Origin of the sequence: Limimaricola cinnabarinus, assembly GCF_047631075.1 — a bacterium.
Lineage (GTDB): Bacteria > Pseudomonadota > Alphaproteobacteria > Rhodobacterales > Rhodobacteraceae > Limimaricola > Limimaricola cinnabarinus.
Genome location: NZ_JBLHYX010000007.1, coordinates 54,185 through 74,727 on the forward strand (window position 1 = coordinate 54,185; position 20,543 = coordinate 74,727).

Sequence of the window (20,543 nt, forward strand, 5' to 3'; positions counted from 1 at the left end):
TCATGGCATTCCACGACGTGAGATTTCCCGTGGCGCTGAGCTTCGGCGCCTCCGGCGGGCCGGAGCGGCGCTGCGAGATCGTCACCCTCGCCAATGGCTTCGAGGAGCGCAACAGCCCCTGGGCCGACGCGCGGCGGCGCTATGACGCAGGTCTGGGCCTGCGCGGGCTCGATGACATCGAGGCGGTGCTGGCCTTCTTCGAGGCGCGGCGCGGCCCGCTTCACGGGTTTCGCTGGAAGGACTGGCTCGACTGGCGCTCGGCCCCGGCCTCGCGCCCCATCGAGGAGCTCGACCAGCAGATCGGCACCGGCGACGACGCCACCACGGCGTTCCGCCTCGTCAAGCGCTATGGCACCGGCGCGGCGGCCTATCTGCGCCCGATCACCCGGCCCGTCGCGGGCAGCGTTCGGGTCGCGGTGGACGGCGACCCGGTGCTCGAGGGCGCGGGCGTCGAGATCGACCACGCCACCGGCCTCGTGCGGCTCGGCGTGGCGCCGCCCATCGGCGCGATCGTCACGGCGGGGTTTGAATTCGACGTGCCCGCGCGCTTCGACACCGAAACGCTGATCGGCTCGGTGGCGAGCTTCGAGGCGGGCACGCTGCCCGAGATCCCGGTGGTGGAGATCCGGGCATGAGCGGCTTTGACGATCACCTCGCGGGCGGCGTCACCACGCTGTGCCGCGCCTGGGCCCTGCGGCGCGCCGATGGGCTCCTGCGCGGCTTTACCGATCACGACCGGGCGCTGTCCTTCGACGGCATCGATTTCCGCCCCGAAACCGGGATGAGCGCCAGCGCGCTGGTGCAGGGCGCGGGGCTCGCCGCCGACACCTCCGAGGCGCTGGGCGCGATCTCGGATGCGGGCATCACCGAGGCCGAGATCGCCCAAGGCCGCCTCGACGGGGCGGAGCTGCGGATCTGGCGGGTGAACTGGGCCGATCCCGCCCGGCGCGCGCTCGAATTCCGGGGCCGCTTGGGCGAGATCCGCCGCGACGGCACGCTGTTCCGGGCCGAGATGCGGGGCCTGTCGGACCTGCTCAACCGACCCGGTGGTCGGGTCTATCAAAAACGCTGCGACGCGGCCTTCGGCGATGCGCGCTGCGGCTTCGACACGTCGCGGCCGGGCTTTGCCGAAACTTGGCCTCTGGCGCGGGCCGAGGGCGGGACGCTGCGCTTCGACTGGCCCGAGGGCCCCGAGGCGGGCTGGTTCGCGCAAGGCCGGGCCGAGGTGATCGACGGCCCCGGCGCGGGGCTCTCGGCGCCGATCCGCGAGGACCGGCTCGCGGATGGCGCGCGCCTCGTCGAGCTGTGGCAGCCGATCTGCGCCGACCTGCCCCCCGGCACGATGCTGCGGCTCGTCGCGGGCTGCGACAAGCGGGCCGAGACCTGCCGGCTCAAATTCGACAACTTCCTGAACTTTCGCGGGTTTGCGCATCTGCCGGGGACCGACTGGCTGATGGCGGTGCCGCGATCGGGGGGCGCATGAGCCGCATCGTCGAGGTGGCGCGCGGCTGGATCGGCACGCCCTATCTGCACGGGGCGGCGCGGCGCGGCGCAGGCTGCGACTGCCTCGGCCTCGTGCGGGGCGTCTGGGCGGCGCTCGAAGGGGACGAGCCGGAGCCGGTGCCCGCCTATCCGCGCATGGAGGCGCGCGGTGACGAGATCCTGCGCGACGCGGCGGCGCGGCACCTGCACGAGATCGCCTGCGCCGAAGCGCGGCCCGGCGATCTGTTGCTGTTTCGGCTGCGCGCGGGGCGTCCGGCGCGGCATCTGGGGCTTCTGGCCGATGGCGCGGATGGCACGGGCGGCCCGAGCTTCATCCATGCCTATGAGGGGCACGGGGTGGTCGAAAGCCGCCTCACCCCCCCGTGGCGGCGGCGCATCGCCGCGTGTTTCGCACTGACGGAAAGGATCGGCTGATGGCGACCATCGTGTTCGGAGCCGCCGGGATGGCGATTGGCGGCTCAATCGGGGGCAGCGTGCTGGGCCTCTCTGGCGCGGTGCTGGGCCGGGCCGCGGGGGCGGCGCTGGGCCGCGGCATCGACGCGCGGCTTCTGGGCGGCGGGGCCGACCCGGTCGAAACCGGCCGGGTCGAGCGGTTTCGCCTCACCGGGGCGGGCGAGGGCGAGCCGATCGCCCGGCTCTGGGGCCGGATGCGGATCGGCGGGCAGGTGATCTGGGCCTCCGAGTTCGAGGAGCGGCGCGCCGGCACCGGCGGCGGCAAGGGCGCGCCGAAACCCGAAGTGGTCGAGTTCTCCTACGCGGTGAGCCTCGCCGTCGGGCTGTGCGAGGGGCCGGTGACGCGGGTGGCACGGATCTGGGCCGACGGGGTCGAGCTTGGCCGCGACGAGATCACCTGGCGGTTCTATGAGGGGCGCGAGGACCAGCTACCCGACCCCGCGATCGAGGCCGCCCTCGGGATCGGTCTGGCCCCCGCCTATCGCGGGTTGGCCTATGTGGTGATCGAGGATCTCGATCTTTCGCGCTTCGGCAACCGGGTGCCGCAGTTCTCCTTCGAGGTGCTGCGCCCTTCGGATGTCGCCGACCCCGCGCGGGCCGAGGACATCGCGCAGCTGGTGCGCGGCGTGGCGGTGATCCCCGGCACCGGGGAATACGCTCTGGCGACGACGCCGGTGCATGTCGGGGCGGGGTTCGGCGAACGCCTGCCCGCCAATCTGCACGGGCCGAGCGGGCCGAGCGACGCCGACGCCGCCCTCGACGATCTGGTCGAGGAGCTGCCCCGCTGTGGCGCCGCCTCTCTCGTGGTGTCGTGGTTCGGTGACGACCTTCGGGCCGGGCAGTGCCGCATCCGCCCCAAGGTCGAACAGGACGAGGCCGAGGGCGAGGAGATGGCGTGGCGCGTCTCGGGGCTGACCCGCGACAGCGCGCTGCCGGTGCCGCGCGTCGAAGGCCGCCCGGTCTATGGCGGAACGCCCTCGGACCGCGCGGTGATCGAGGCGATCCGCGCGATGGCGGCGCGCGGGCTGGAGGTGACCTATTACCCGTTCATCCTGATGGATCAGCTTGGCGGCAACGGCCTGCCCGACCCGTGGGGCGGGGCCGAGCAGGCGCCTTTGCCGTGGCGCGGGCGGATCACCACCGCGCTGGCCCCGGACCGGCCCGGCACCACCGACCGCATGGCGGCCGCCGAGGCCGAGGTCGCGGCCTTCTTCGGCGCGGCGCGGGCGGATCAGTTCACCATCACGCCCGACGGCCCGGTTTACGGCGGCCCCGAGGATTGGGGCCTGCGCCGCTTCGTGCTGCATCAGGCGCATCTCTGCGCGATGGCGGGCGGGGTCGAGGCGTTCTGCATCGGCTCGGAACTTGTCGGCCTCACCACGATCCGCGGCGCGAACGACAGCTATCCCGCCGTGGCGGCGCTGCGCGATCTGGCGTCGGAGGTGCGGGGCATCCTCGGGCCGGATGTGAAGCTCTCCTACGCCGCCGACTGGACCGAGTATCACGGCCACCAGCCGGGCGGGGCGACCAAGCGGTTTCACCTCGATCCGCTCTGGGCCGACCCTGAGATCGATTTCATCGGCATCGACAATTACATGCCGCTCTCGGACTGGCGCGACGGCTGGGACCATCTCGACGCCGCCGACCACCGCTCGATCTACGATCTCGATTACCTCACCGGCAATGTCGCGGGCGGCGAGGGGTATGACTGGTTCTACCATTCGCCCGAGGCGCGCGCGGCGCAGATCCGCACGCCGATCACCGATGGCGACGGAGAGCCCTGGGTTTGGCGCTACAAGGATCTCAGAGGCTGGTGGGGCAATGCGCATCACGAGCGGATCGACGGGGTGCGGCAGGACGCGCCCACCGCGTGGCAGCCGGGGTCGAAGCCGATCCGCTTTACCGAGCTGGGCTGCGCCGCCGTCGATCGCGGCACCAACCAGCCCAACAAGTTCCTCGATCCGAAATCCTCGGAATCCTCGCTGCCCCATCATTCGCGCGGGCATCGCGACGAGCTGATCCAGATGCAGTATCTGCGGGCCATGCACCGCCACTTTGCCGATCCGCAGGCCAACCCGGTCTCGGAGGTCTACGGGGCGCCGATGCTCGACACGGATCGGATGCTGGTCTGGGCGTGGGACCTCAGGCCCTATCCGTGGTTTCCGGGCCTGTCCGAGGTCTGGAGCGATGGCGCGAACTGGGCGCGGGGGCACTGGATCACCGGGCGCACCGCGCATCGCGACCTCGCCTCGGTGGTGGCCGAGATCTGCGCCGGGGCGGGCGTGACCGAGATCGACACCTCGCGGCTCTGGGGCCTCGTGCGGGGCTATGTCGCCAACGGTACGCAAAGCGCGCGGGCGCTGCTGCAACCCTTGATGCTGGCGCATGGCTTCGACGCGGTGGAGCGCGACGGGTCATTGGTGTTTCGCACGCGCGACGGGCGCACGGATGCGGTGATCAACCCCGGCGGGCTGGTGCGCGACCGCGCCGACACGCCCGCCTTCGAGGTCGCGCGCGAGGGGGACGCGGCGCTGCCGGGCCGGGTGCGGCTCGGCTATGTCGATGCGGCGGGCACGGGGGCCGTGGCCAGCGTCGAGGCGGCGGTGCCGGGGGGCGACGCGCGCCATGTCGAGGCGTCCGAACTGCCGATGGCGCTCACCCGTGCCGAGGCGCAGGGGATCGCGGCGCGCTGGCTCGCCGAAATGCGGCTGTCGCGCGAGAGCGCCGCCTTCGCGCTGCCGCCTTCGGCGCATCCCTTGGGCGCGGGCGACGTGGTCGAGATCGCGGGCGAAGGCTGCGGCGGCTGGCGCATCGACCGCATCGAGCGCACCACCCATGCGCAAGTGGAGGCGGTGCGCTGCACGCCGGACCTCTATCTGCCGCAGCCCGCCGAGGACGAGCCGCATCTGCCGGGGGCTTACGTGCCGCCGGTGCCGGTCGAGGGGGTGTTTCTCGACCTGCCGCTGCTCGCGGGCGACGAGATCCCGCACGCGCCGCATTTCGCCGCCACCGCCGATCCATGGCCCGGCGCGGTGGCGCTGGTGCGCGGCGTCGAGGATGCCGATCACCGGCTCGACCACGTGCAGCCCCTCGCCGCGACCATCGGCACGACGCTGACCCCGCTCGCTGCCGCGCCGTCCGGCCTGTGGGATCACGGCCCGGCGCTTCGGGTGCGGCTGGTGCAGGGGCGGCTGACGAGCGCGGGCGAGGCGGCGGTGCTGTCGGGGGCCAACCTCGTGGCGATCGGCGACGGGACAAGCGATCATTGGGAGGTGCTGCAATTCCTGCGGGCCGAGCCGGTGGCGCCGGGGGTGTATGACCTGACGGGCCGTCTCAGGGGGCAGGCGGGGACCGATGCGGTGATGCCCGACGCCTGGCCGGTGGGCAGCCGGCTGGTACTGCTCGACGGGGTGCCGCGGCAGATCGGCCTGCCGCAGGCGGCGCGCGGGCTGGAGCGGCATTACCGCTATGGCCCGGCGCGGCGGCAGGTGGGCGATCCGAGCTGGCGGCACGAGGCCCGCGCCTTTGCGGGGATCGGGTTGAGACCCTATGCGCCCGCGCATCTCGCGGCGCGTGAGACGGGGGGCGAAACGGGGGGCGATCTGGAGATCTCGTGGGTGCGGCGGGCGCGCAGCGGCGCCGATGCCTGGGCCGGGCGGGATGTGCCGCTCGATGAGGCGCGAGAGGCCTACCTGCTACGCGTTCTCGACGGCGGCACGGTGCTGCGCGAGGTGGAGCTCGGCGCGCCGTCCTACCGCTACACCGCCGCCGCGCGGGGCGCCGACGGGGCGACGGGGCCGCTGGTGGTGCAGGTGGCGCAGATCTCGGACGCCTTCGGGCCGGGGCCCTTCGCCTCGCTCACCGTGCAGCCATGAGGCCGATCCTGCCGGGCTGTCTCGACCGGGCCGTGGCCGCGCTGCTCGCGGTGCCGCCCGCTGCGCGGCCGCGCCTTGCCGCCGCCATCGTCACCGAGGCCCGCGCCGCCGATGCGTGGCGCAAGCGGCGGGGCCGGGCGCATCCGCTCTGGGGCGACGGATCGCTGATGTCGGCGGCGCTGCGCCACCCCGCGCGGCCGCTGCCGCCATCGCTGGGCCGCGAGGCGCGCGCGGCGCTGCGGCAGGTGCTCGATGCCCTTGACGCAGGCCGGGGGCTTTGATCTTGGCGACGGGGCCCTATCTGGGCTAGACAGGACGCGGCATCAGGAGGCCATGGCGATGGCGATACCACAAGCGCAGCTGGCCGAGATCGACCCGGTCTGGAGCCGTATTCGCAGCGAAGCCGAGGAGGCTGTCGCCGCCGAGCCGCTGATGGGCGGGCTGATCCATTCGGGCGTGCTGCATCACAAGAGTTTCGCCTGCGCGCTGGCCTACCGGCTGTCGCTCAAACTCGCCTCGGACGAGATGCCCGCGCAGATCCTGCGCGAGATCGTCGACGGGGCCTATGGCGCCGAGCCCGAGCTCGTCGTCTCGGCCCGCGCCGACCTCGTCGCCACCTATGAGCGCGACCCGGCCTGCCACCGGTTCCTGCAGCCGCTGTTCTACTTCAAGGGCTATCAGGCGATTCAGGCCTACCGGCTCGGTCATTGGCTCTGGATGCAGGGTCGGCTCGATCTGGCCTATTTCGTGCAGATGCGCGTGTCCGAGACCTTTGGCGTCGACATCCATCCGGCGGCCAAGATCGGCCGCGGCGTGATGATCGACCACGCGCATTCCGTGGTGATCGGCGAGACGGCGGTGGTGGGCGACAACGTGTCGATGCTGCATTCCGTGACGCTTGGCGGCACCGGCAAGGAAGAGCAGGACCGCCATCCCAAGATCGGCAACGGCGTGCTGATCGGGGCAGGGGCGAAGGTGCTCGGCAACATCCGTATCGGCGACTGCACCCGCATCGCGGCGGGATCGGTCGTGCTGATGGACATTCCGGCCTGCAAGACCGTGGCGGGGGTGCCCGCGCGCATCGTCGGCGAGGCGGGCTGCGCGCAGCCCTCGGTGTCGATGGACCAGACGTTTCGGGGCGAGTGACACGCCGGGGCGGTGGTATGGATCGTGGGGACGCTTGGCAACCTGAAGGCGATTGCCTTCGGGGCTGGCGCGATCGCCGCGCCCCGCTCTAGTCAAACATGCGGAGCCTATGAAGGGCCGGGCGCATCGGTCACGACCGATGTGATTTCCAGTAGCGGAAAAGACGTCTCAGCAGGAACTCGGCCAAAGTAAAGGCGACGGGTATGCCTATATACAATGCGGGCCATCCCCATTCGCTGTCTTCTTCGAGCCGTTGGATGACAATCAGCATGACGACTGCCGCGATGCCGCGCAGTAGAGCAATTAACCAATTCCCCATGACGGCTCCATGGCTGCGAGGTGGCTTTGATGCATCCTGACACGCGTCATGGTTGCGCGCTATCGCCGATTTGCAGGGTCAGGAACAGGGCTGCGCTTACCCCGGCAAGGCGCGCCGCGACGGTTTCGAGTGAAACGGCTCCGGTTTCGTGATATCGTCGAACTCCGAGACACGGCAAATTTTCGGCTTTCGCCGGGAAGTTTCGCGGCGACTGGCTCAATTCCACGTATCTTGATCCTCATGGGAGAAGATCCATGACACGCATGATGATGGCTGTCGCGATCGCATGTGCCGGAGGGATGGCTTCGGCGCAGGAAACCGGAAACGAGATGGCGGAGACGGCGGGTGACCAGGGGCCGCCGGAGTTCTTCAGCAGCATCTATCCCGAACACGCCTTCGACGAGGCAATGGCGCTCTATGGCGCGCTGCAAAGCGAGGAGGCGGCGCTCGATCCCAAGACGCGCGAACTGGTTGCGCTCGCGGTCGCCGCGCAGATCCCCTGCGATTACTGCGTCTATGCTCACAAGAAGAACGCAATGAGCGCAGGTGCGACGGAGGGCGAACTGCGCGAGGCGGTGGCGATCGCCGCCAATGTCCGCATGTGGAGCACCATGCTCAATGGCATGGATTACGACCTCGCGGCGTTCAAGGCCGAGCATGACGAGATCATGCCGCCGACCAACTAGGGCAGACCGGGGCAGGCTTGAGGCTGTCTCTTACACGCGACGAAAAGGGCCGCGCTCATGGAGCGCGGCCCTTTGTCGATGGCATTGGGATGGGGCCGTCAGGCCAGCATCACCATCGGGTTTTCGAGCGCGTCGGCGATCTGCTTGAGCAGCTCGGCGCCCATCGCGCCGTCGATCACCCGGTGGTCGACCGAGAGCGTCACCGACATCACCGTGGCCACCTCGACCTCGCCTTCGGCATTCACCACCGGCTTTTTCACGCCGGCACCGACCGCGAGGATCGCGCCATGCGGCGGGTTGATGACGGCATCGAAATTGTCGATGCCGAACATGCCCAAGTTGGAGATCGCGAAGCTGCCGCCCTGATACTCGTGCGGGGCCAGCTTCTTGTCGCGCGCGCGCTTGGCCAGATCCTTCATCTGGGCCGAGAGCGAGGACAGCGAGCGGCTTTCGGCGTCGCGCAGTACGGGCGTGAAGAGACCACCCTCGATGGCGACGGCGACGGCCACGTCCGATGGCTTGAGCTTCAAGACCCGGTCACCGGCCCAGACGGCGTTGGCGTCGGGCACCGCCTGCAGCGCCAAGGCCGAGGCCTTGATGATGAAGTCGTTGACCGAAAGCTTCACGCCGCGGGCTTCGAGCTGCTTGTTCAGCTGGGAGCGGAATTTCAGCAGCGCGTCGAGCTTGATGTCGCGGCGCAGGTAGAAATGCGGGATGGTCTGCTTGGCCTCGGTGAGACGGGCCGCGATGGTGCGGCGCATCCCGTCGAGCTTGACCTCCTCGTAGTCGCGATCGGCATACATCTTGCGGATCTGTTCGGCCTGCGCGCCGGGGGCGGCGGGCTCGGCGATCGGGGATTTGCCGGTCTCGGCTTTCGGCTCCTGCGCGGCCTTCTCGGTGGACGAGGCGGCAGCGGCGGGCTTCTGGCCGGGCTTGGCGCTCTCGACATCGGCCTTGACGATCCGGCCGTTGGGGCCGGAGCCCTGGATCTGGCTCAGGTCAAGGCCCTTGTCGGCCGCGATCCGCCGCGCCAGCGGCGAGGCGAAGACGCGGTCGCCGGAGGCACCGGAGCCGCCCGAGGAGGCCGGAGCGGCGTCGCCGCCCTTGGCCTGCTGCGCGGCACCGGCATCGTCGCCATAGCCCTTGGCGGGCGAGGTTTCGGCCTTGGGTGTGGCGGGTTCGGCATGGCTGTCGGCATCGCCCTGCTTGGGTTCGGTCGAGGCGTCGATGTCGTCGGCGCTCTCGCCATCCTCGAGCAGCACGGCGATGGGGGTGTTGACCTTCACCCCTTCCGTGCCCTCGGCGATCAGGATCTTGCCCACGACGCCCTCGTCGACGGCCTCGAACTCCATCGTCGCCTTGTCGGTCTCGATCTCGGCCAGAAGGTCGCCGGAGGAGACGGTGTCACCCTCCTTGACCAGCCATTTCGCGAGCGTGCCTTCCTCCATGGTCGGCGACAGCGCGGGCATCAGGATTTCCGTTGGCATGTCTCGCGCTCCGTTACTTGTAGGTCACTTTGCGCACCGCCTCGACGACCTCGTCGGTCGTCAGCAGCGCGTGCTTTTCGAGGTTCGCCGCGTAGGGCATCGGCACGTCCTTGCCCGTGCAGTTGATGACCGGCGCGTCGAGATGGTCGAACGCCTCCTGCATGATCACCGAGGAGATGTAGTTGCCGACCGAGCCCTGCGGCCAGCCTTCCTCGACGGTGACGCAGCGGTTGGTCTTCTTCACGCTCTCGAGAATCGCGTCGGTGTCCATGGGCCGGATCGTGCGCAGGTCGATCACCTCGGCCTCGATGCCGTCCTCGGCCAGCTTTTCGGCCGCCGCGAGCGCATAGGTCATGCCGATGCCGAACGACACGATGGTCACGTCCGTGCCCTCGCGGGCGATCTTGGCCTTGCCCAGCGGGATGGTGAAGTCCTCCAGCACCGGCACCTCGAAGGAGCGGCCATAGAGGATCTCGTTCTCGAGGAAGATCACCGGGTTCGGGTCGCGGATCGCGGATTTCATCAGGCCCTTCGCGTCGGCGGCGGAGTAGGGCATGACGACCTTGAGGCCGGGCACCTGCATGAACCACGCGGCGTAGTCCTGGCTGTGCTGCGCGCCGACGCGGGCGGCAGCACCGTTGGGGCCGCGGAACACCATCGGGGCGCCCATCTGGCCGCCCGACATGTAGAGCGTCTTGGCCGCCGAGTTGATGATCTGGTCCATCGCCTGCATGGCGAAGTTGAAGGTCATGAACTCGACGATCGGGCGCAGGCCGCCAAAGGCCGCGCCGACCGCGATGCCGGCAAAGCCGTGCTCGGTGATCGGCGTGTCGACGACGCGCTTGGGGCCGAACTCGTCAAGGAGACCTTGGGAGATCTTGTAGGCGCCCTGATACTCGCCGACTTCCTCGCCCATCAGGAAGACGTTGGCTTCGCGGCGCATTTCCTCGGCCATCGCGTCGCGCAGCGCTTCGCGGACCGTGGTGGTCTTGGTCTCGGTGCCCTCGGGCCAATCAGGCGTGCGCGGCGGTTTCGGTGCCGCGGCGGCAGGCGAGGCGGCGGCGGGGGTGTCGGCGGGGACGATGTCCTTGGCGTCGGCCTTGGTCTCTTCCTTGACCTCGGTCTTGGCCTCGGAGCCGGTGTTGCCGCCGGCGCTCTCGGCGGCGGAGGCGTCCTCGCCCTCTTCGAGCAGTACGGCGATCGGGGTGTTCACCTTCACGCCCTCGGTGCCTTCGGCGATCAGGATCTTGCCGATGGTGCCTTCGTCGACGGCCTCGAACTCCATCGTGGCCTTGTCGGTCTCGATCTCGGCCAGGATGTCGCCGGAGGAGACGGTGTCACCCTCCTTCACGAGCCACTTGGCGAGCGTGCCTTCCTCCATGGTCGGGGAGAGGGCGGGCATCAGAATTTCGGTCGCCATGGATCAGGCCTCCTGCGGGGCTTCGTCAGCGTAGATGTCGGTCCAGAGTTCCTCGAGCGCGGGCTCGGGGCTCTCCTTGGAGAACTCGGCGGACTCGTTGACGATCTCCTTGATCTCCTTGTCGATCGCCTTGAGGTCGTCCTCGGTCGCGTGCTGGCCGCTCAAGAGCACCTGCCGGATCTGCTCGATCGGGTCGCGCTCCTCGCGCATCTTCTGCACCTCCTCGCGCGAGCGGTACTTCGCGGGGTCGGACATCGAGTGGCCGCGGTAGCGGTAGGTCTTGATCTCGAGGATGTAGGGGCCCTTGCCCTCGCGGCAGTGCGCCACGGCGCGCTCACCGGCCTCCTTGACCGCCAGCACGTCCATGCCGTCGACTTCCTCGCCCTTGATGCCGTAGGCGGCGCCGCGCTCCCACAGCGACGGCGACTTGGTCGAGCGCTGCACGCTGGTGCCCATCGCGTACTGGTTGTTCTCGATCACGAAGACGACCGGAAGCTCCCACAGCTGCGCCATGTTGTAGGTCTCGTAGACCTGGCCCTGGTTCGCCGCGCCGTCGCCGAAATAGGCGAAGGTCACGCGCTTGTTGTCGAGATACTTGTCCGCGAAGGCGAGACCGGCGCCGATCGGCACCTGCGCGCCGACGATGCCGTGGCCGCCGTAGAAATGCTTTTCCTTCGAGAACATGTGCATGCTCCCGCCCTTGCCCTTGGAGTAGCCGCCCTCGCGGCCCGTGAGCTCGGCCATCACGCCCTTGGGGTCCATGCCGCAGGCCAGCATGTGGCCGTGGTCGCGGTAGGAGGTGACGCGCTTGTCGCCCTCTTCCGCCGCCGCTTCGAGCCCGACCACCACGGCCTCCTGGCCGATATAGAGGTGGCAGAAACCACCGATCAGGCCCATGCCGTAGAGCTGGCCGGCCTTCTCCTCGAAACGCCGGATCAGCAGCATCTCGCGGTAGTAATGCTTGAGCTCGTCCGCTGGAATGTTGGAGCCCTTGGGGGCAGGATTGGAACCCTTGGCGGGGCCTGTGTCGGAGGTCTTCCGGGTCGCCATGGCGTCTCCCTTCGCGCTGTGACGGATAGTTTAGCCTTGAACTATCACTTACAGAACTTGCGCGGGATGCAACAGGGCAATCTGCCGATGGGCGAAATGACGAGCGCCGCGCACGAAAAATCGGCGCGGCGCAGCAAAACAAGGCGGGTGAGGCTGACCCAAGGTCAGCGGATGACGATTTCGTCCGCGCGGATCATGCCGAGCACTTCGCGCGCGCGGGCATCGAGCAGGTCGAGATCGAGATATTTGTCCGACAGGCGACGGGTGAGATTCTCCATCCGCGCCACGTCGGTGCGCAGGGAGGCGAGTTCCTTCTCCAGGCCCCGCGCCTCGGCTTCGACCTCTGCACGGCGGAACACGCCGTAATCGCCCTGAACGGCGGCAAAGGTGAAGTAGAGACCGATCAGCAGCATGCCGATCAGATAGAGGGCGGGGCCCAAAGAAGGGGTGCGTTTCATTCTGCCGTGCCTCGTATGCCACCTCTTGAACCGGGCGGCTGTGGATAGAATGACACGAAAGGGGCGGTGAAAACACCGTGTTTTCACCGCCCCTGCGACTTATTGCCGATCGGCGTGGCCCGAATGCCGCTTTGGGCGATCCCGCCGCGCCTTTTCGCGATCAACCCTTGCCGAGATAGATGTCCTGCAGCTTGCCAAGCATCTCGAGCGCCTCTTCGCGCGGGCGCTGGAACGAGTTGCGACCGATGATCGAGCCGTTGCCGCCGCCGTCGCGGATCGCGCGGGCGTCGTCATAGACCGAATCCGCGCCTTTCTTGGCGCCGCCCGAAAACACCATGATCCGGCGTCCGGCAAAGGCCGACTGCACGCAGTGCTTCACGCGTGCGGCCTGAGTCGAGACGTCGATGCCTTCGGCCTCGTAGACCTTCTTGGCCTCGGGCAGCGACAGGTGGTCGGTCGAAAGCTTGATCTTGATGACATGCGCGCCGATCAGCGCCGCGATCTGCGCCGCATAGGCCGCGATGTCGATCGCCGTCTCGCCGTCCTTGTCGAGCGCCTCGCCACGCGGGTAGGACCAGATCACGGTCGCCACGCCCTTGGCGGCGGCTTCCTTGCGCATCTCGACGATCTCTTCGAACATGTCGATCGCGCAGTCCGAGGCGGGGTAGATGGTGAAACCGATGGCCGAGCAGCCCAGCCGCAGCGCGTCGTCCACCGAGGCCGTCACGGCCTGGTTCTTGCCGGCGGTGCCCGACATCAGCGAGTTGGCGCTGTTGCATTTCAGGATGGTCGGGATCTGGCCCGCGAAGGTGTCGGCGCCCGCCTCGATCATCCCCAAGGGCGCGGCATAGGCGTTGAGGCCCGCGTCGATGGCAAGCTGGTAGTGGTAATGCGGGTCGTAGCCTTCGGGGTTGGGCGCGAAGCTGCGGGCGGGGCCGTGCTCGAAGCCCTGGTCCACGGGCAGGATGATCATCTTGCCGGTGCCGCCCAGACGGCCCGCCATCAGCATCCGGGCGAGGTTCGCCTTCACGCCGGGGGTCTCGCCCTCGTAGTTGCGAAGGATGTCGCGGATGGTGTCGGTGGTCTGCATGGGAAGCCTTTCGTTTGCGGTTGCGGCAAACGTTAGGCCGCCGCCCGGTGGCTCACAATCCTGTTAGCGCCACCGGGCGGCACTGTTAGCGCCACCAAGCCCCCGTGTTCGTTCGGGGATTTGGGATCAGGCCCGGCCGTAGGCCCGGCCCGCGATCCGCGCGGTCAGACCGCGCGGCAGAACCCGCCCGGCGAGGGCTGCGATCCGGGTCATGCCGCCGGGCACCACGGTCTTGCGGCCCGCCAGCATCGCCTCCCAGCCGGCCTGCGCCACGTCACGGGCGCGGGCCGGGCGCATCGGGCCCGAGGGGCCGCTCGCCTCCATGCCAGCGGCCTCGAAGAAGCCGGTATCGACCGGCCCGGGGCACAGCGCCGTGACGGTGACGTCGCTCTCTTCTGCCGAAAGCTCGCTCGACACCGCGTCCGACAGCGACAGCAGATAGGCCTTGGTCGCGTGATAGACTGCCATGCCGGGACCGGGGATGAAGGCCGCGACCGAGGCCACGTTCATGATGTGGCCCGCACCCTCGCGGCGCATATGCGCCACGGCCGCCTGCATCAGGATCGTCGCCGCCGAGACGTTGACCGCGACGAGGGTCTCGACCTCATCGGTGCCGCCATCGCCGAAGCGGCGCTGCAGCCCGAGGCCCGCATTGTTGACGAGGATCTCGATGCGGCGGCCCTCGGACGCCTCGCGCCACAGCCGTTCGGCCGCGCCGGGGCGGGAGAGATCGGCGGGGATCACGACGACCTCGACGCGCCCGCTCAGCTCGGCGGCGAGCGCCTCGAGCTTGTCCTCGGAGCGCGCCGAGAGGATCAGGCGGCGGCCGCCGCGCGCGGCGATGCGGGCGAACTCCGCGCCAAGCCCGGAGGAGGCCCCGGTGATCAGGGTCCAGCCGCGGCTTTGCGGGACGAGGTCGCCATGGCCCTTGCGGATCTGCGTGTTGCCGCTCATGCGCCCAGCGCCTTCACGCCCGGAAGCACCTTGCCTTCCATCCATTCCAAAAACGCCCCGCCCGCCGTCGAGACATAGGTGAAGTCGCCCGACACCCCGGCGGCGTTGAGCGCGGCCACGGTGTCGCCACCGCCCGCGACCGAGACGAGCTTGCCCGCCCGCGTCAGCTCGGCGGCCTTTTTCGCCGCCGTCATGGTGCCGCGGTCGAACGGCTCGATCTCGAAGGCGCCGAGAGGGCCGTTCCAGACCAGCGTCCTGGCGTTTTCGAGCGCCATCTCGACATGGGCCACGCTGTCGGGACCGGCATCGAGGATCATCGCGTCCGAGGGCGTGTTCTCGGCCATCACGATCTCGCTCTCGGCGCCGGCCTTGAATTCGCGCGCCACGACGACGTCGCGCGGCAGCAGGATGGTGCAGCCCTTGTCGGCGGCCTTCTGGGCGATCTCGCGCGCGGTGTCGGCGAGGTCGTGTTCGCATAGCGATTTGCCGACATCGAGCCCTTGGGCCGCGAGGAAGGTGTTGGCCATGCCGCCGCCGATCACCAGCGTGTCGACCTTTTCGACGAGGTTCGACAACAGGTCGAGCTTGGTCGAGACCTTGGCGCCGCCGACCACGGCGACGACGGGCCGCTCGGGGTTGCCCAGCGCCTTGTTGAGCGCCGACAGCTCCTCGGCCATCAGCCGACCGGCGCAGGCGGGCAGGAGCCGGGCCAGCGCCTCGGTCGAGGCATGCGCGCGGTGCGCCGCCGAGAAGGCGTCGTTCACATAGGCGTCACCCAGATGCGCGAGGCTCTGGGCGAAATCGGGGTCGTTCTTTTCCTCGCCCGCGTGGAAGCGGGTGTTCTCGAGGAGCAGCACCTCACCATCGCCCAGCGCGTCGACGGCGGCCTGCGCCGTGTCGCCCACGCAATCCTCGGCGAAGGCGACCTTGCGGCCGAGCTTCTCTTCGAGCGCCGGCACGATCTGCTTGAGCGACATTTCCGGGACGACCTTGCCCTTGGGCCGGTCGAAATGCGCCAGCAGGATCACCCGCCCGCCCTTGTTCGCGATGTCATCGACGGTGGGCACGATGCGCTCGATGCGGGTCGCGTCGGTGACGCGGCCCGCTTCGATAGGCACGTTCACGTCCACCCGCACCAGGACCCGCTTGCCCGCGAGATCCATCTCGTCGATCGTCTTCCAGCCCATGAGCCGTCCTTTCCGTTTCGAGTTGGCAGATAGGTAGCGCCCGGGGACGCGGCGCTCAAGCCATTGGCTTACGCGCAAGCTGGCCTTATGTCGGGAACAAAGCAGAAGGAGGATCGGCAATGGCCGAGATCAAGGACCCCGAGAACACCATCATCATCGAGCTGAAGGACGGCGCGGTGGTGATCGAGCTTCTGGCCGACGTGGCGCCCAAGCACGCCGAGCGCATGAAGGAGCTGGCCCGCGCCGGCGCCTATGACAACGTGGCCTTCCACCGCGTGATCGACGGCTTCATGGCGCAGACCGGCGATGTGGAGCACGCCAACATGGAAAAGGACTACAACCCGCGCCGCGCCGGCACCGGCGGCTCGGACAAGCCCGACCTTCCGGCCGAGTTCTCGAAGCTGCCGCATGACCGCGGCACGCTGGGCGCCGCGCGGTCGGCCAACCCGAACTCGGCCAACAGCCAGTTCTTCATCAACTTCAAGGACAACCATTTCCTCAACGGCCAATACACCGTCTATGGCCGCGTGATCGAGGGGATGGAGCATGTCGACGCCATCACCAAGGGCGAGCCGCCGGCAAACCCCGACCGGATGATCAGCGTCAAGGTGGCCGCAGATGCATAAGCTTGCAGCTCTGCTGGCGTTCGTCGCCAGCCCCGCCGCCGCCGCCGGCCTCGAGATCGACGTCGCGGGCCAGTCCAGCGGCACGATCCGGATCGACCTTCTCGAGGATGTGGCGCCCGGCCATGTCGAGCAGATCACCGCGCTGGCGCGCGAGGGGGCCTATGACGGCGTGGTGTTCCACCGCGTGATCGACGGCTTCATGGCGCAGACGGGCGACGTGGAGTTCGGCCGCGAGGGCGGCGACGTCTCGATGGCCGGCATGGGCGGCTCGGAGCGCGACGATCTCGACGCGGAGTTCTCGGACATTCCGTTCGAGCGCGGCACCGTCGGCATGGCGCGCAGCCAGGATCCGAATTCGGCCAACAGCCAGTTCTTCATCATGTTCGCGCCGGGCGACTTCCTCAATGGCCAGTACACGGTCGTGGGGCAGGTGACCGAAGGTCTCGACGTGCTCGACGCGATCAAGCGCGGCGAGGGGCCCAACGGCGCCGTGGTCGGCGCGCCCGACGTGATGAGCGAGGTGCGCGTCACCGAGTGACGCGCCGCGTCCCGGCCCGGGTGTCCCCGGGCCGGGGCCCGTCCCTGCCGCGCCGGGCTAGAGCCGTGGCGCGGGGAACTGCACCTCGATCGTGGTGCCGTCGGGGCCGCTGTTGCGGTGGATCTCGCCATTGATGCGCGCGACAGAGGCGTCGATGATCTGCCGTCCGAGACCGCTGCCATCGGCGCGGTCGGCGGTGAGCCTGTCACTGCCGACGCCGTCATCGACGACCGAGAGCCGCCCTTCGGTTCCGCTCAGCCCCAGCGCCACCGTGATCCGGCCCGCGCGACCGTCCGGAAAGGCATGCTTGGCGGCGTTGGTGATCGCCTCGTTCACCAGAAGCGCCAGCGAGGTCGCGACCTCGGAGCGCACCAGCATCGGGATCATGCGGTGCGAGATCACCACGTTGGCCGGCAGGGTCACGTCGAGATGGCGGATCACATCGGGCAGGAACTGGTGCAGCGCGATTTCGTTGCGGGCCGAAACCTTGTGCAATTCGGCATGCAGCAGGGCGATCGCCGAGAGGCGCGCGATGGTTTCGGAGAGCGCCTCGCGCGTCTCCTCGCTGCGCGCCTGCGATTTTTGAATCCGCACGAGGGCGGTGACCATCTGCAGCGAATTCTTGACCCGGTGATCGACCTCGTTGGCCAGCGTTTCCTGCGCGATGAGCGCACGGCGCAATTCCATGCGCCGCACCACCTGCCGCGCGAGGATCATCAGGAGGCGCTTGGTCCCGTCCGGCAGGCGGCGTGGTTTGCGGTCGAGGATGCACAGCGCCCCGATCGGCAGGGCGTCGCCGAGCTTGAGGATCGCGCCGCCGTAATAGCGGATCGCGTCGGGGCCGGTGACCAGCGGGTTGTCGCGGGTGCGCGGGTCGAGGGCCGTGTCCTCGATCTCGAGGAAATCGGGCCCCGACAACCCATGCGCGCAGATCGACTGATCCATGCTGTAATCGCGCTGCTCGGTGCCGAAGGCCGATTTCGCCCATTGGCGGTCGGTGTTGACCAGCGTGACCAAAGAGATCGGCGCATCGCAGATTTCGGCGGCATAGGCGGTGATCTCGTCGAAATCCGCCTCGTCCTCGCTGTCCATGATGCCGAGCGAGCGGATCGCTTCGGACCGACCTTCGGTCGTGTCGTCGATGACATCTCTCACAGGCACACTCTCAACTCGGCCCGGCGGGCCGCTCTTGTGGGGAAGGTCGAACGGTTCTGACGTTTCTAAGTGCCGCAGAAGGTTTTGTCGACTTTTTCGTGACCTTCCGGCGGCATGATGTACCCGTCCATTAGGCTAGGTTCGGGATCGTACGGCCGGGTGACGACGGCGAACATCTCGTGCATCGGCGCGAAATTGCCCGCCACGGCGGCGGCGATCGCCGCCTCGATGCGGTGCAGCCGGGGCACCACCACGGGGTTTGCCGCCGCCGCAATCTCAAGGTCCGGGCCGCGCGCGCGCCACGCGGCGATCCAGTCGGGACCTGCGCCGCCACGCTCCGGCGTGTCCTCGGCCAAGGCCCGGAACCCGTTGGTGAAATCCACCCCGCCTTCGGTCATGGCCGTGAGCAGCGCCTCGATCAGGCCGCGATCCTCGGGGCGCGGATCGGCAAAGCCGAGCTTGGCCCCGAACCGGGTCAGCCACGCCGATTGGTAGAGATCGGCAAAGCGGTTGATGATCGCGGTGAAGTCGTCGACCGCGCGCTGCTGATCGGGCATCAGCGGCACGAGGGCGGTGGCGAACTGCGCGATGTTCCAAAGCGCGACCTGCGGCTGCGCGCCGTAGGCATAGCGCCCATGCGCGTCGATCGAGGAAAACACGCGGCCCGGGTGGTAGTTGTCCATGAAGGCGCAGGGGCCGTAATCGATGGTCTCGCCCGCGACCGAGCAGTTGTCGGTGTTCATCACGCCGTGGATGAAGCCGATGCTCATCCATTGCGCGATCAGTTCGGCCTGACGCGCCACCATCTGCGCCAGCAGTTCGGGCACCGACCCGGCGGTGGGATAATGCCGCGCCATCGTGTGATCGGCCAGCGCGCGCAGCCCGTCTTGATCGCCGCGCGCGGCCAGAACCTGAAAGGTGCCGACGCGGATATGGCTTTGTGCCACACGGGTCAGGATGGCACCGGGCAGGGCGGTCTCGCGGATCACCTCCTCACCGGTGCTGACGGCGGCAAGCGCGCGGGTCGTCGGCACGCCAAGGGCATGCATCGCCTCGCTCATGATGTATTCGCGGATCACCGGGCCGAGCCAGGCCCGGCCATCACCCATGCGCGAGTAGGGCGTACGGCCCGACCCCTTGAGCGCGACGTCGTGCCGCATCCCCTGCGGATCCACCACCTCGCCCAGAAGCACCTGCCGCCCGTCGCCGAGCTGCGGGTTCCAGCCGCCGAACTGGTGCCCGGCATAGAGCTGCGCGATCGGCGTGGAGCCTTCCGGCAGCGCGTTGCCCGCAAAGACCTGCAGGCCCTCGTCGGTCTGCAAGGCATCGGGGTCGAGGCCCATCTCGCGCGCGAGGCCCGCGTTGAAGGCGATCCAGCCGGGGGCCGCGACGGGGACGGGCGCCTGCCGGGTGAACAGACGCTCAGGCAGGCGGGCATAGGAGTTGTCGAAGGGGATCTGCAGGGTCATGCCCTGCATCTATGCCATCGCGCGTTCAAGCCAAGCGGCCGGTTAACGATATTGCGTCCCCTCGGCCACTTCGTTCCGAAAATACGCGCTGCCCGCCGGTCAGAGCCGTCCGATCCGCTCGCTCAGCAGCGAAAAGAACCCGTCACGGTCGACATCCCCGAGGAAGAGCGCGTTGGCGGGACGGTCGGTGACGCCCCACCAGTCGGCCACGGTCATGCCGAGCGTCAGCTCGGAGCCGGTTTCGATCTCGACGTTGATCTCGCGACCCGAGAACAGGTCGGGGCGCAGCAGCCACGCGATGACGCAAGGATCGTGCAGCGGCGCGCCTTCGGAGCCGTATTTCTCGGTGTCGAAGCGCTCGAAGAAATCGGTCCAGCTCGCCACCACCTCGCCGATCCGACCCATGGCGCGCATCTCGGCGATCCAGCCCTTCGAGGTGAGCGCCTTGTGCGTCGCGTCGAGCGGCAGCACGGTGATCGGCCGCCCGCAATCGAAGACGATCTTCGCGGCCTCGGGATCGACATAGATGTTGAACTCGGCCGCAGGCGTGATGTTGCCGCCCTCGAAGAAGCCGCCGCCCATCAGCACGATGCGCTGCACCCGGTCCACGATGTCGGGTGCGCGTTCGAACGCCGTGGCGATGTTGGTGAGCGGGCCGAGCGGGCAAAGCGTGACGGTGTTCTCGGGCTCGCGGCGCAGCGTGTCGATGATGAAATCGACGCCGTGGCCCTCCTGCAGCGGCAGGGCAGGCTCGGGCAGGGCGATGCCGTCGAGACCGGTCTTGCCATGCACATGCTCGGCGGTGACGAGGGGGCGCTTCAAAGGCCGGTCGCAGCCCGCGAAGACCGGCGTATCGCGGCCCGCAAGCTCGACCACCTGGCGCGCGTTGCGCTGCGTGAGGTCGAGCGGCACGTTGCCGGCGACGGCGGTGAGGCCCAGCACCTCGAGTTCGGGCGAGGCCAGCGCCAAGAGGATGGCGACGGCGTCGTCCTGACCGGGATCGGTGTCGATGATGATCTTCTGCGCGCCCATGTCCGGCCCTCCTTGTCAGGGGCACAGGAAGGCAGGAACGCCGCGCGGGGGCAAGCCTCGCGCGGCGTCAGCCTGTCGTCAGCGTCTCCTAGCCG

Annotated in this window: 19 protein-coding genes; 9 read left to right on the plus strand and 10 right to left on the minus strand. The window is 68.9% G+C overall.

Annotated elements, in window-relative coordinates; all coding sequences use genetic code 11:
• Positions 1-2: 2 nt before the first annotated feature.
• The 7 genes from ACJASC_RS07560 to ACJASC_RS07590 all read left to right on the plus strand — a co-directional run bounded on the left by ACJASC_RS07560 (position 3) and on the right by ACJASC_RS07590 (position 7,982).
• On the plus strand, positions 3-635 hold the full coding sequence (locus ACJASC_RS07560) for a phage distal tail protein, Rcc01695 family (RefSeq protein WP_415144882.1): 633 nt from the start codon (positions 3-5) through the stop codon (positions 633-635).
• Positions 632-1,483, plus strand: coding sequence for a DUF2163 domain-containing protein (locus ACJASC_RS07565; RefSeq protein WP_415144884.1), 852 nt, complete (start codon positions 632-634; stop codon positions 1,481-1,483). Before ACJASC_RS07560 ends, ACJASC_RS07565 begins: the two co-directional genes overlap by 4 nt.
• On the plus strand, positions 1,480-1,917 hold the full coding sequence (locus ACJASC_RS07570; protein WP_415144886.1) for an NlpC/P60 family protein: 438 nt from the start codon (positions 1,480-1,482) through the stop codon (positions 1,915-1,917). Before ACJASC_RS07565 ends, ACJASC_RS07570 begins: the two co-directional genes overlap by 4 nt.
• Positions 1,917-5,831 (plus strand): baseplate multidomain protein megatron, encoded by a 3,915-nt coding sequence (locus ACJASC_RS07575; RefSeq protein ID WP_415144888.1) that lies wholly within the window; start codon positions 1,917-1,919, stop codon positions 5,829-5,831. Before ACJASC_RS07570 ends, ACJASC_RS07575 begins: the two co-directional genes overlap by 1 nt.
• Positions 5,828-6,112 carry a DUF7742 family protein gene (locus ACJASC_RS07580; protein WP_415144890.1) on the plus strand — a complete coding sequence of 95 codons (285 nt, stop codon included), beginning with the start codon at positions 5,828-5,830 and terminating at the stop codon, positions 6,110-6,112. The genes ACJASC_RS07575 and ACJASC_RS07580 overlap by 4 nt, the downstream gene beginning before the upstream one ends.
• A gap of 58 nt (positions 6,113-6,170) precedes the next feature.
• A complete protein-coding gene (gene cysE, locus ACJASC_RS07585; protein WP_415144892.1) occupies positions 6,171-6,977 on the plus strand; it encodes a serine O-acetyltransferase in 807 nt (268 codons plus the stop codon).
• 573 nt (positions 6,978-7,550) lie between these two features.
• Positions 7,551-7,982, plus strand: a complete 432-nt coding sequence (locus tag ACJASC_RS07590; RefSeq protein ID WP_045320333.1) for a carboxymuconolactone decarboxylase family protein — start codon at positions 7,551-7,553, stop codon at positions 7,980-7,982.
• 98 nt (positions 7,983-8,080) lie between these two features.
• Here the strand turns inward: ACJASC_RS07590 and ACJASC_RS07595 are convergent, their stop codons facing one another.
• The 7 genes from ACJASC_RS07595 to ACJASC_RS07625 all read right to left on the minus strand — a co-directional run bounded on the left by ACJASC_RS07595 (position 8,081) and on the right by ACJASC_RS07625 (position 15,628).
• The gene (locus tag ACJASC_RS07595) at positions 8,081-9,469 is read right to left on the minus strand and encodes a pyruvate dehydrogenase complex dihydrolipoamide acetyltransferase (RefSeq protein ID WP_415144894.1); all 1,389 of its coding nucleotides are present in this window, start codon (positions 9,467-9,469) and stop codon (positions 8,081-8,083) included.
• 13 nt (positions 9,470-9,482) lie between these two features.
• Positions 9,483-10,889 carry a pyruvate dehydrogenase complex E1 component subunit beta gene (locus ACJASC_RS07600; RefSeq protein ID WP_415144896.1) on the minus strand — a complete coding sequence of 469 codons (1,407 nt, stop codon included), beginning with the start codon at positions 10,887-10,889 and terminating at the stop codon, positions 9,483-9,485.
• Positions 10,890-10,892: 3 nt separating this feature from the next.
• Positions 10,893-11,939 carry a pyruvate dehydrogenase (acetyl-transferring) E1 component subunit alpha gene (gene pdhA, locus ACJASC_RS07605; RefSeq protein ID WP_415144898.1) on the minus strand — a complete coding sequence of 349 codons (1,047 nt, stop codon included), beginning with the start codon at positions 11,937-11,939 and terminating at the stop codon, positions 10,893-10,895.
• Positions 11,940-12,103: 164 nt separating this feature from the next.
• Positions 12,104-12,397, minus strand: coding sequence for an FtsB family cell division protein (locus tag ACJASC_RS07610; RefSeq protein ID WP_021695024.1), 294 nt, complete (start codon positions 12,395-12,397; stop codon positions 12,104-12,106).
• 160 nt (positions 12,398-12,557) lie between these two features.
• Positions 12,558-13,487, minus strand: coding sequence for a class I fructose-bisphosphate aldolase (locus tag ACJASC_RS07615; RefSeq protein ID WP_415144900.1), 930 nt, complete (start codon positions 13,485-13,487; stop codon positions 12,558-12,560).
• 126 nt (positions 13,488-13,613) lie between these two features.
• Positions 13,614-14,441 carry an SDR family NAD(P)-dependent oxidoreductase gene (locus ACJASC_RS07620; protein WP_415144902.1) on the minus strand — a complete coding sequence of 276 codons (828 nt, stop codon included), beginning with the start codon at positions 14,439-14,441 and terminating at the stop codon, positions 13,614-13,616.
• Entirely contained in the window at positions 14,438-15,628 is a 1,191-nt protein-coding gene (locus tag ACJASC_RS07625; protein WP_415144904.1) for a phosphoglycerate kinase, read from the minus strand. The genes ACJASC_RS07620 and ACJASC_RS07625 overlap by 4 nt, the downstream gene beginning before the upstream one ends.
• A gap of 119 nt (positions 15,629-15,747) precedes the next feature.
• Between ACJASC_RS07625 and ACJASC_RS07630 the strand changes: the two genes are divergently transcribed.
• Positions 15,748-16,254 carry a peptidylprolyl isomerase gene (locus ACJASC_RS07630; protein WP_045320229.1) on the plus strand — a complete coding sequence of 169 codons (507 nt, stop codon included), beginning with the start codon at positions 15,748-15,750 and terminating at the stop codon, positions 16,252-16,254.
• Positions 16,247-16,792, plus strand: coding sequence for a peptidylprolyl isomerase (locus ACJASC_RS07635; RefSeq protein WP_415144907.1), 546 nt, complete (start codon positions 16,247-16,249; stop codon positions 16,790-16,792). The genes ACJASC_RS07630 and ACJASC_RS07635 overlap by 8 nt, the downstream gene beginning before the upstream one ends.
• 57 nt (positions 16,793-16,849) lie before the next feature.
• On the opposite strand, the gene ACJASC_RS07640 is transcribed toward ACJASC_RS07635, so the two are convergent.
• The 3 genes from ACJASC_RS07640 to ACJASC_RS07650 form a co-directional block, all read right to left on the minus strand.
• Positions 16,850-17,947, minus strand: coding sequence for a sensor histidine kinase (locus tag ACJASC_RS07640; protein WP_021695019.1), 1,098 nt, complete (start codon positions 17,945-17,947; stop codon positions 16,850-16,852).
• 65 nt (positions 17,948-18,012) lie between these two features.
• Positions 18,013-19,416, minus strand: coding sequence for a protein adenylyltransferase SelO (locus tag ACJASC_RS07645; protein WP_415144909.1), 1,404 nt, complete (start codon positions 19,414-19,416; stop codon positions 18,013-18,015).
• 99 nt (positions 19,417-19,515) lie between these two features.
• Positions 19,516-20,448: a nucleoside hydrolase gene (locus ACJASC_RS07650; RefSeq protein WP_415144911.1), complete on the minus strand. Its 933-nt coding sequence runs from the start codon at positions 20,446-20,448 to the stop codon at positions 19,516-19,518.
• Positions 20,449-20,543 lie beyond the last annotated feature (95 nt).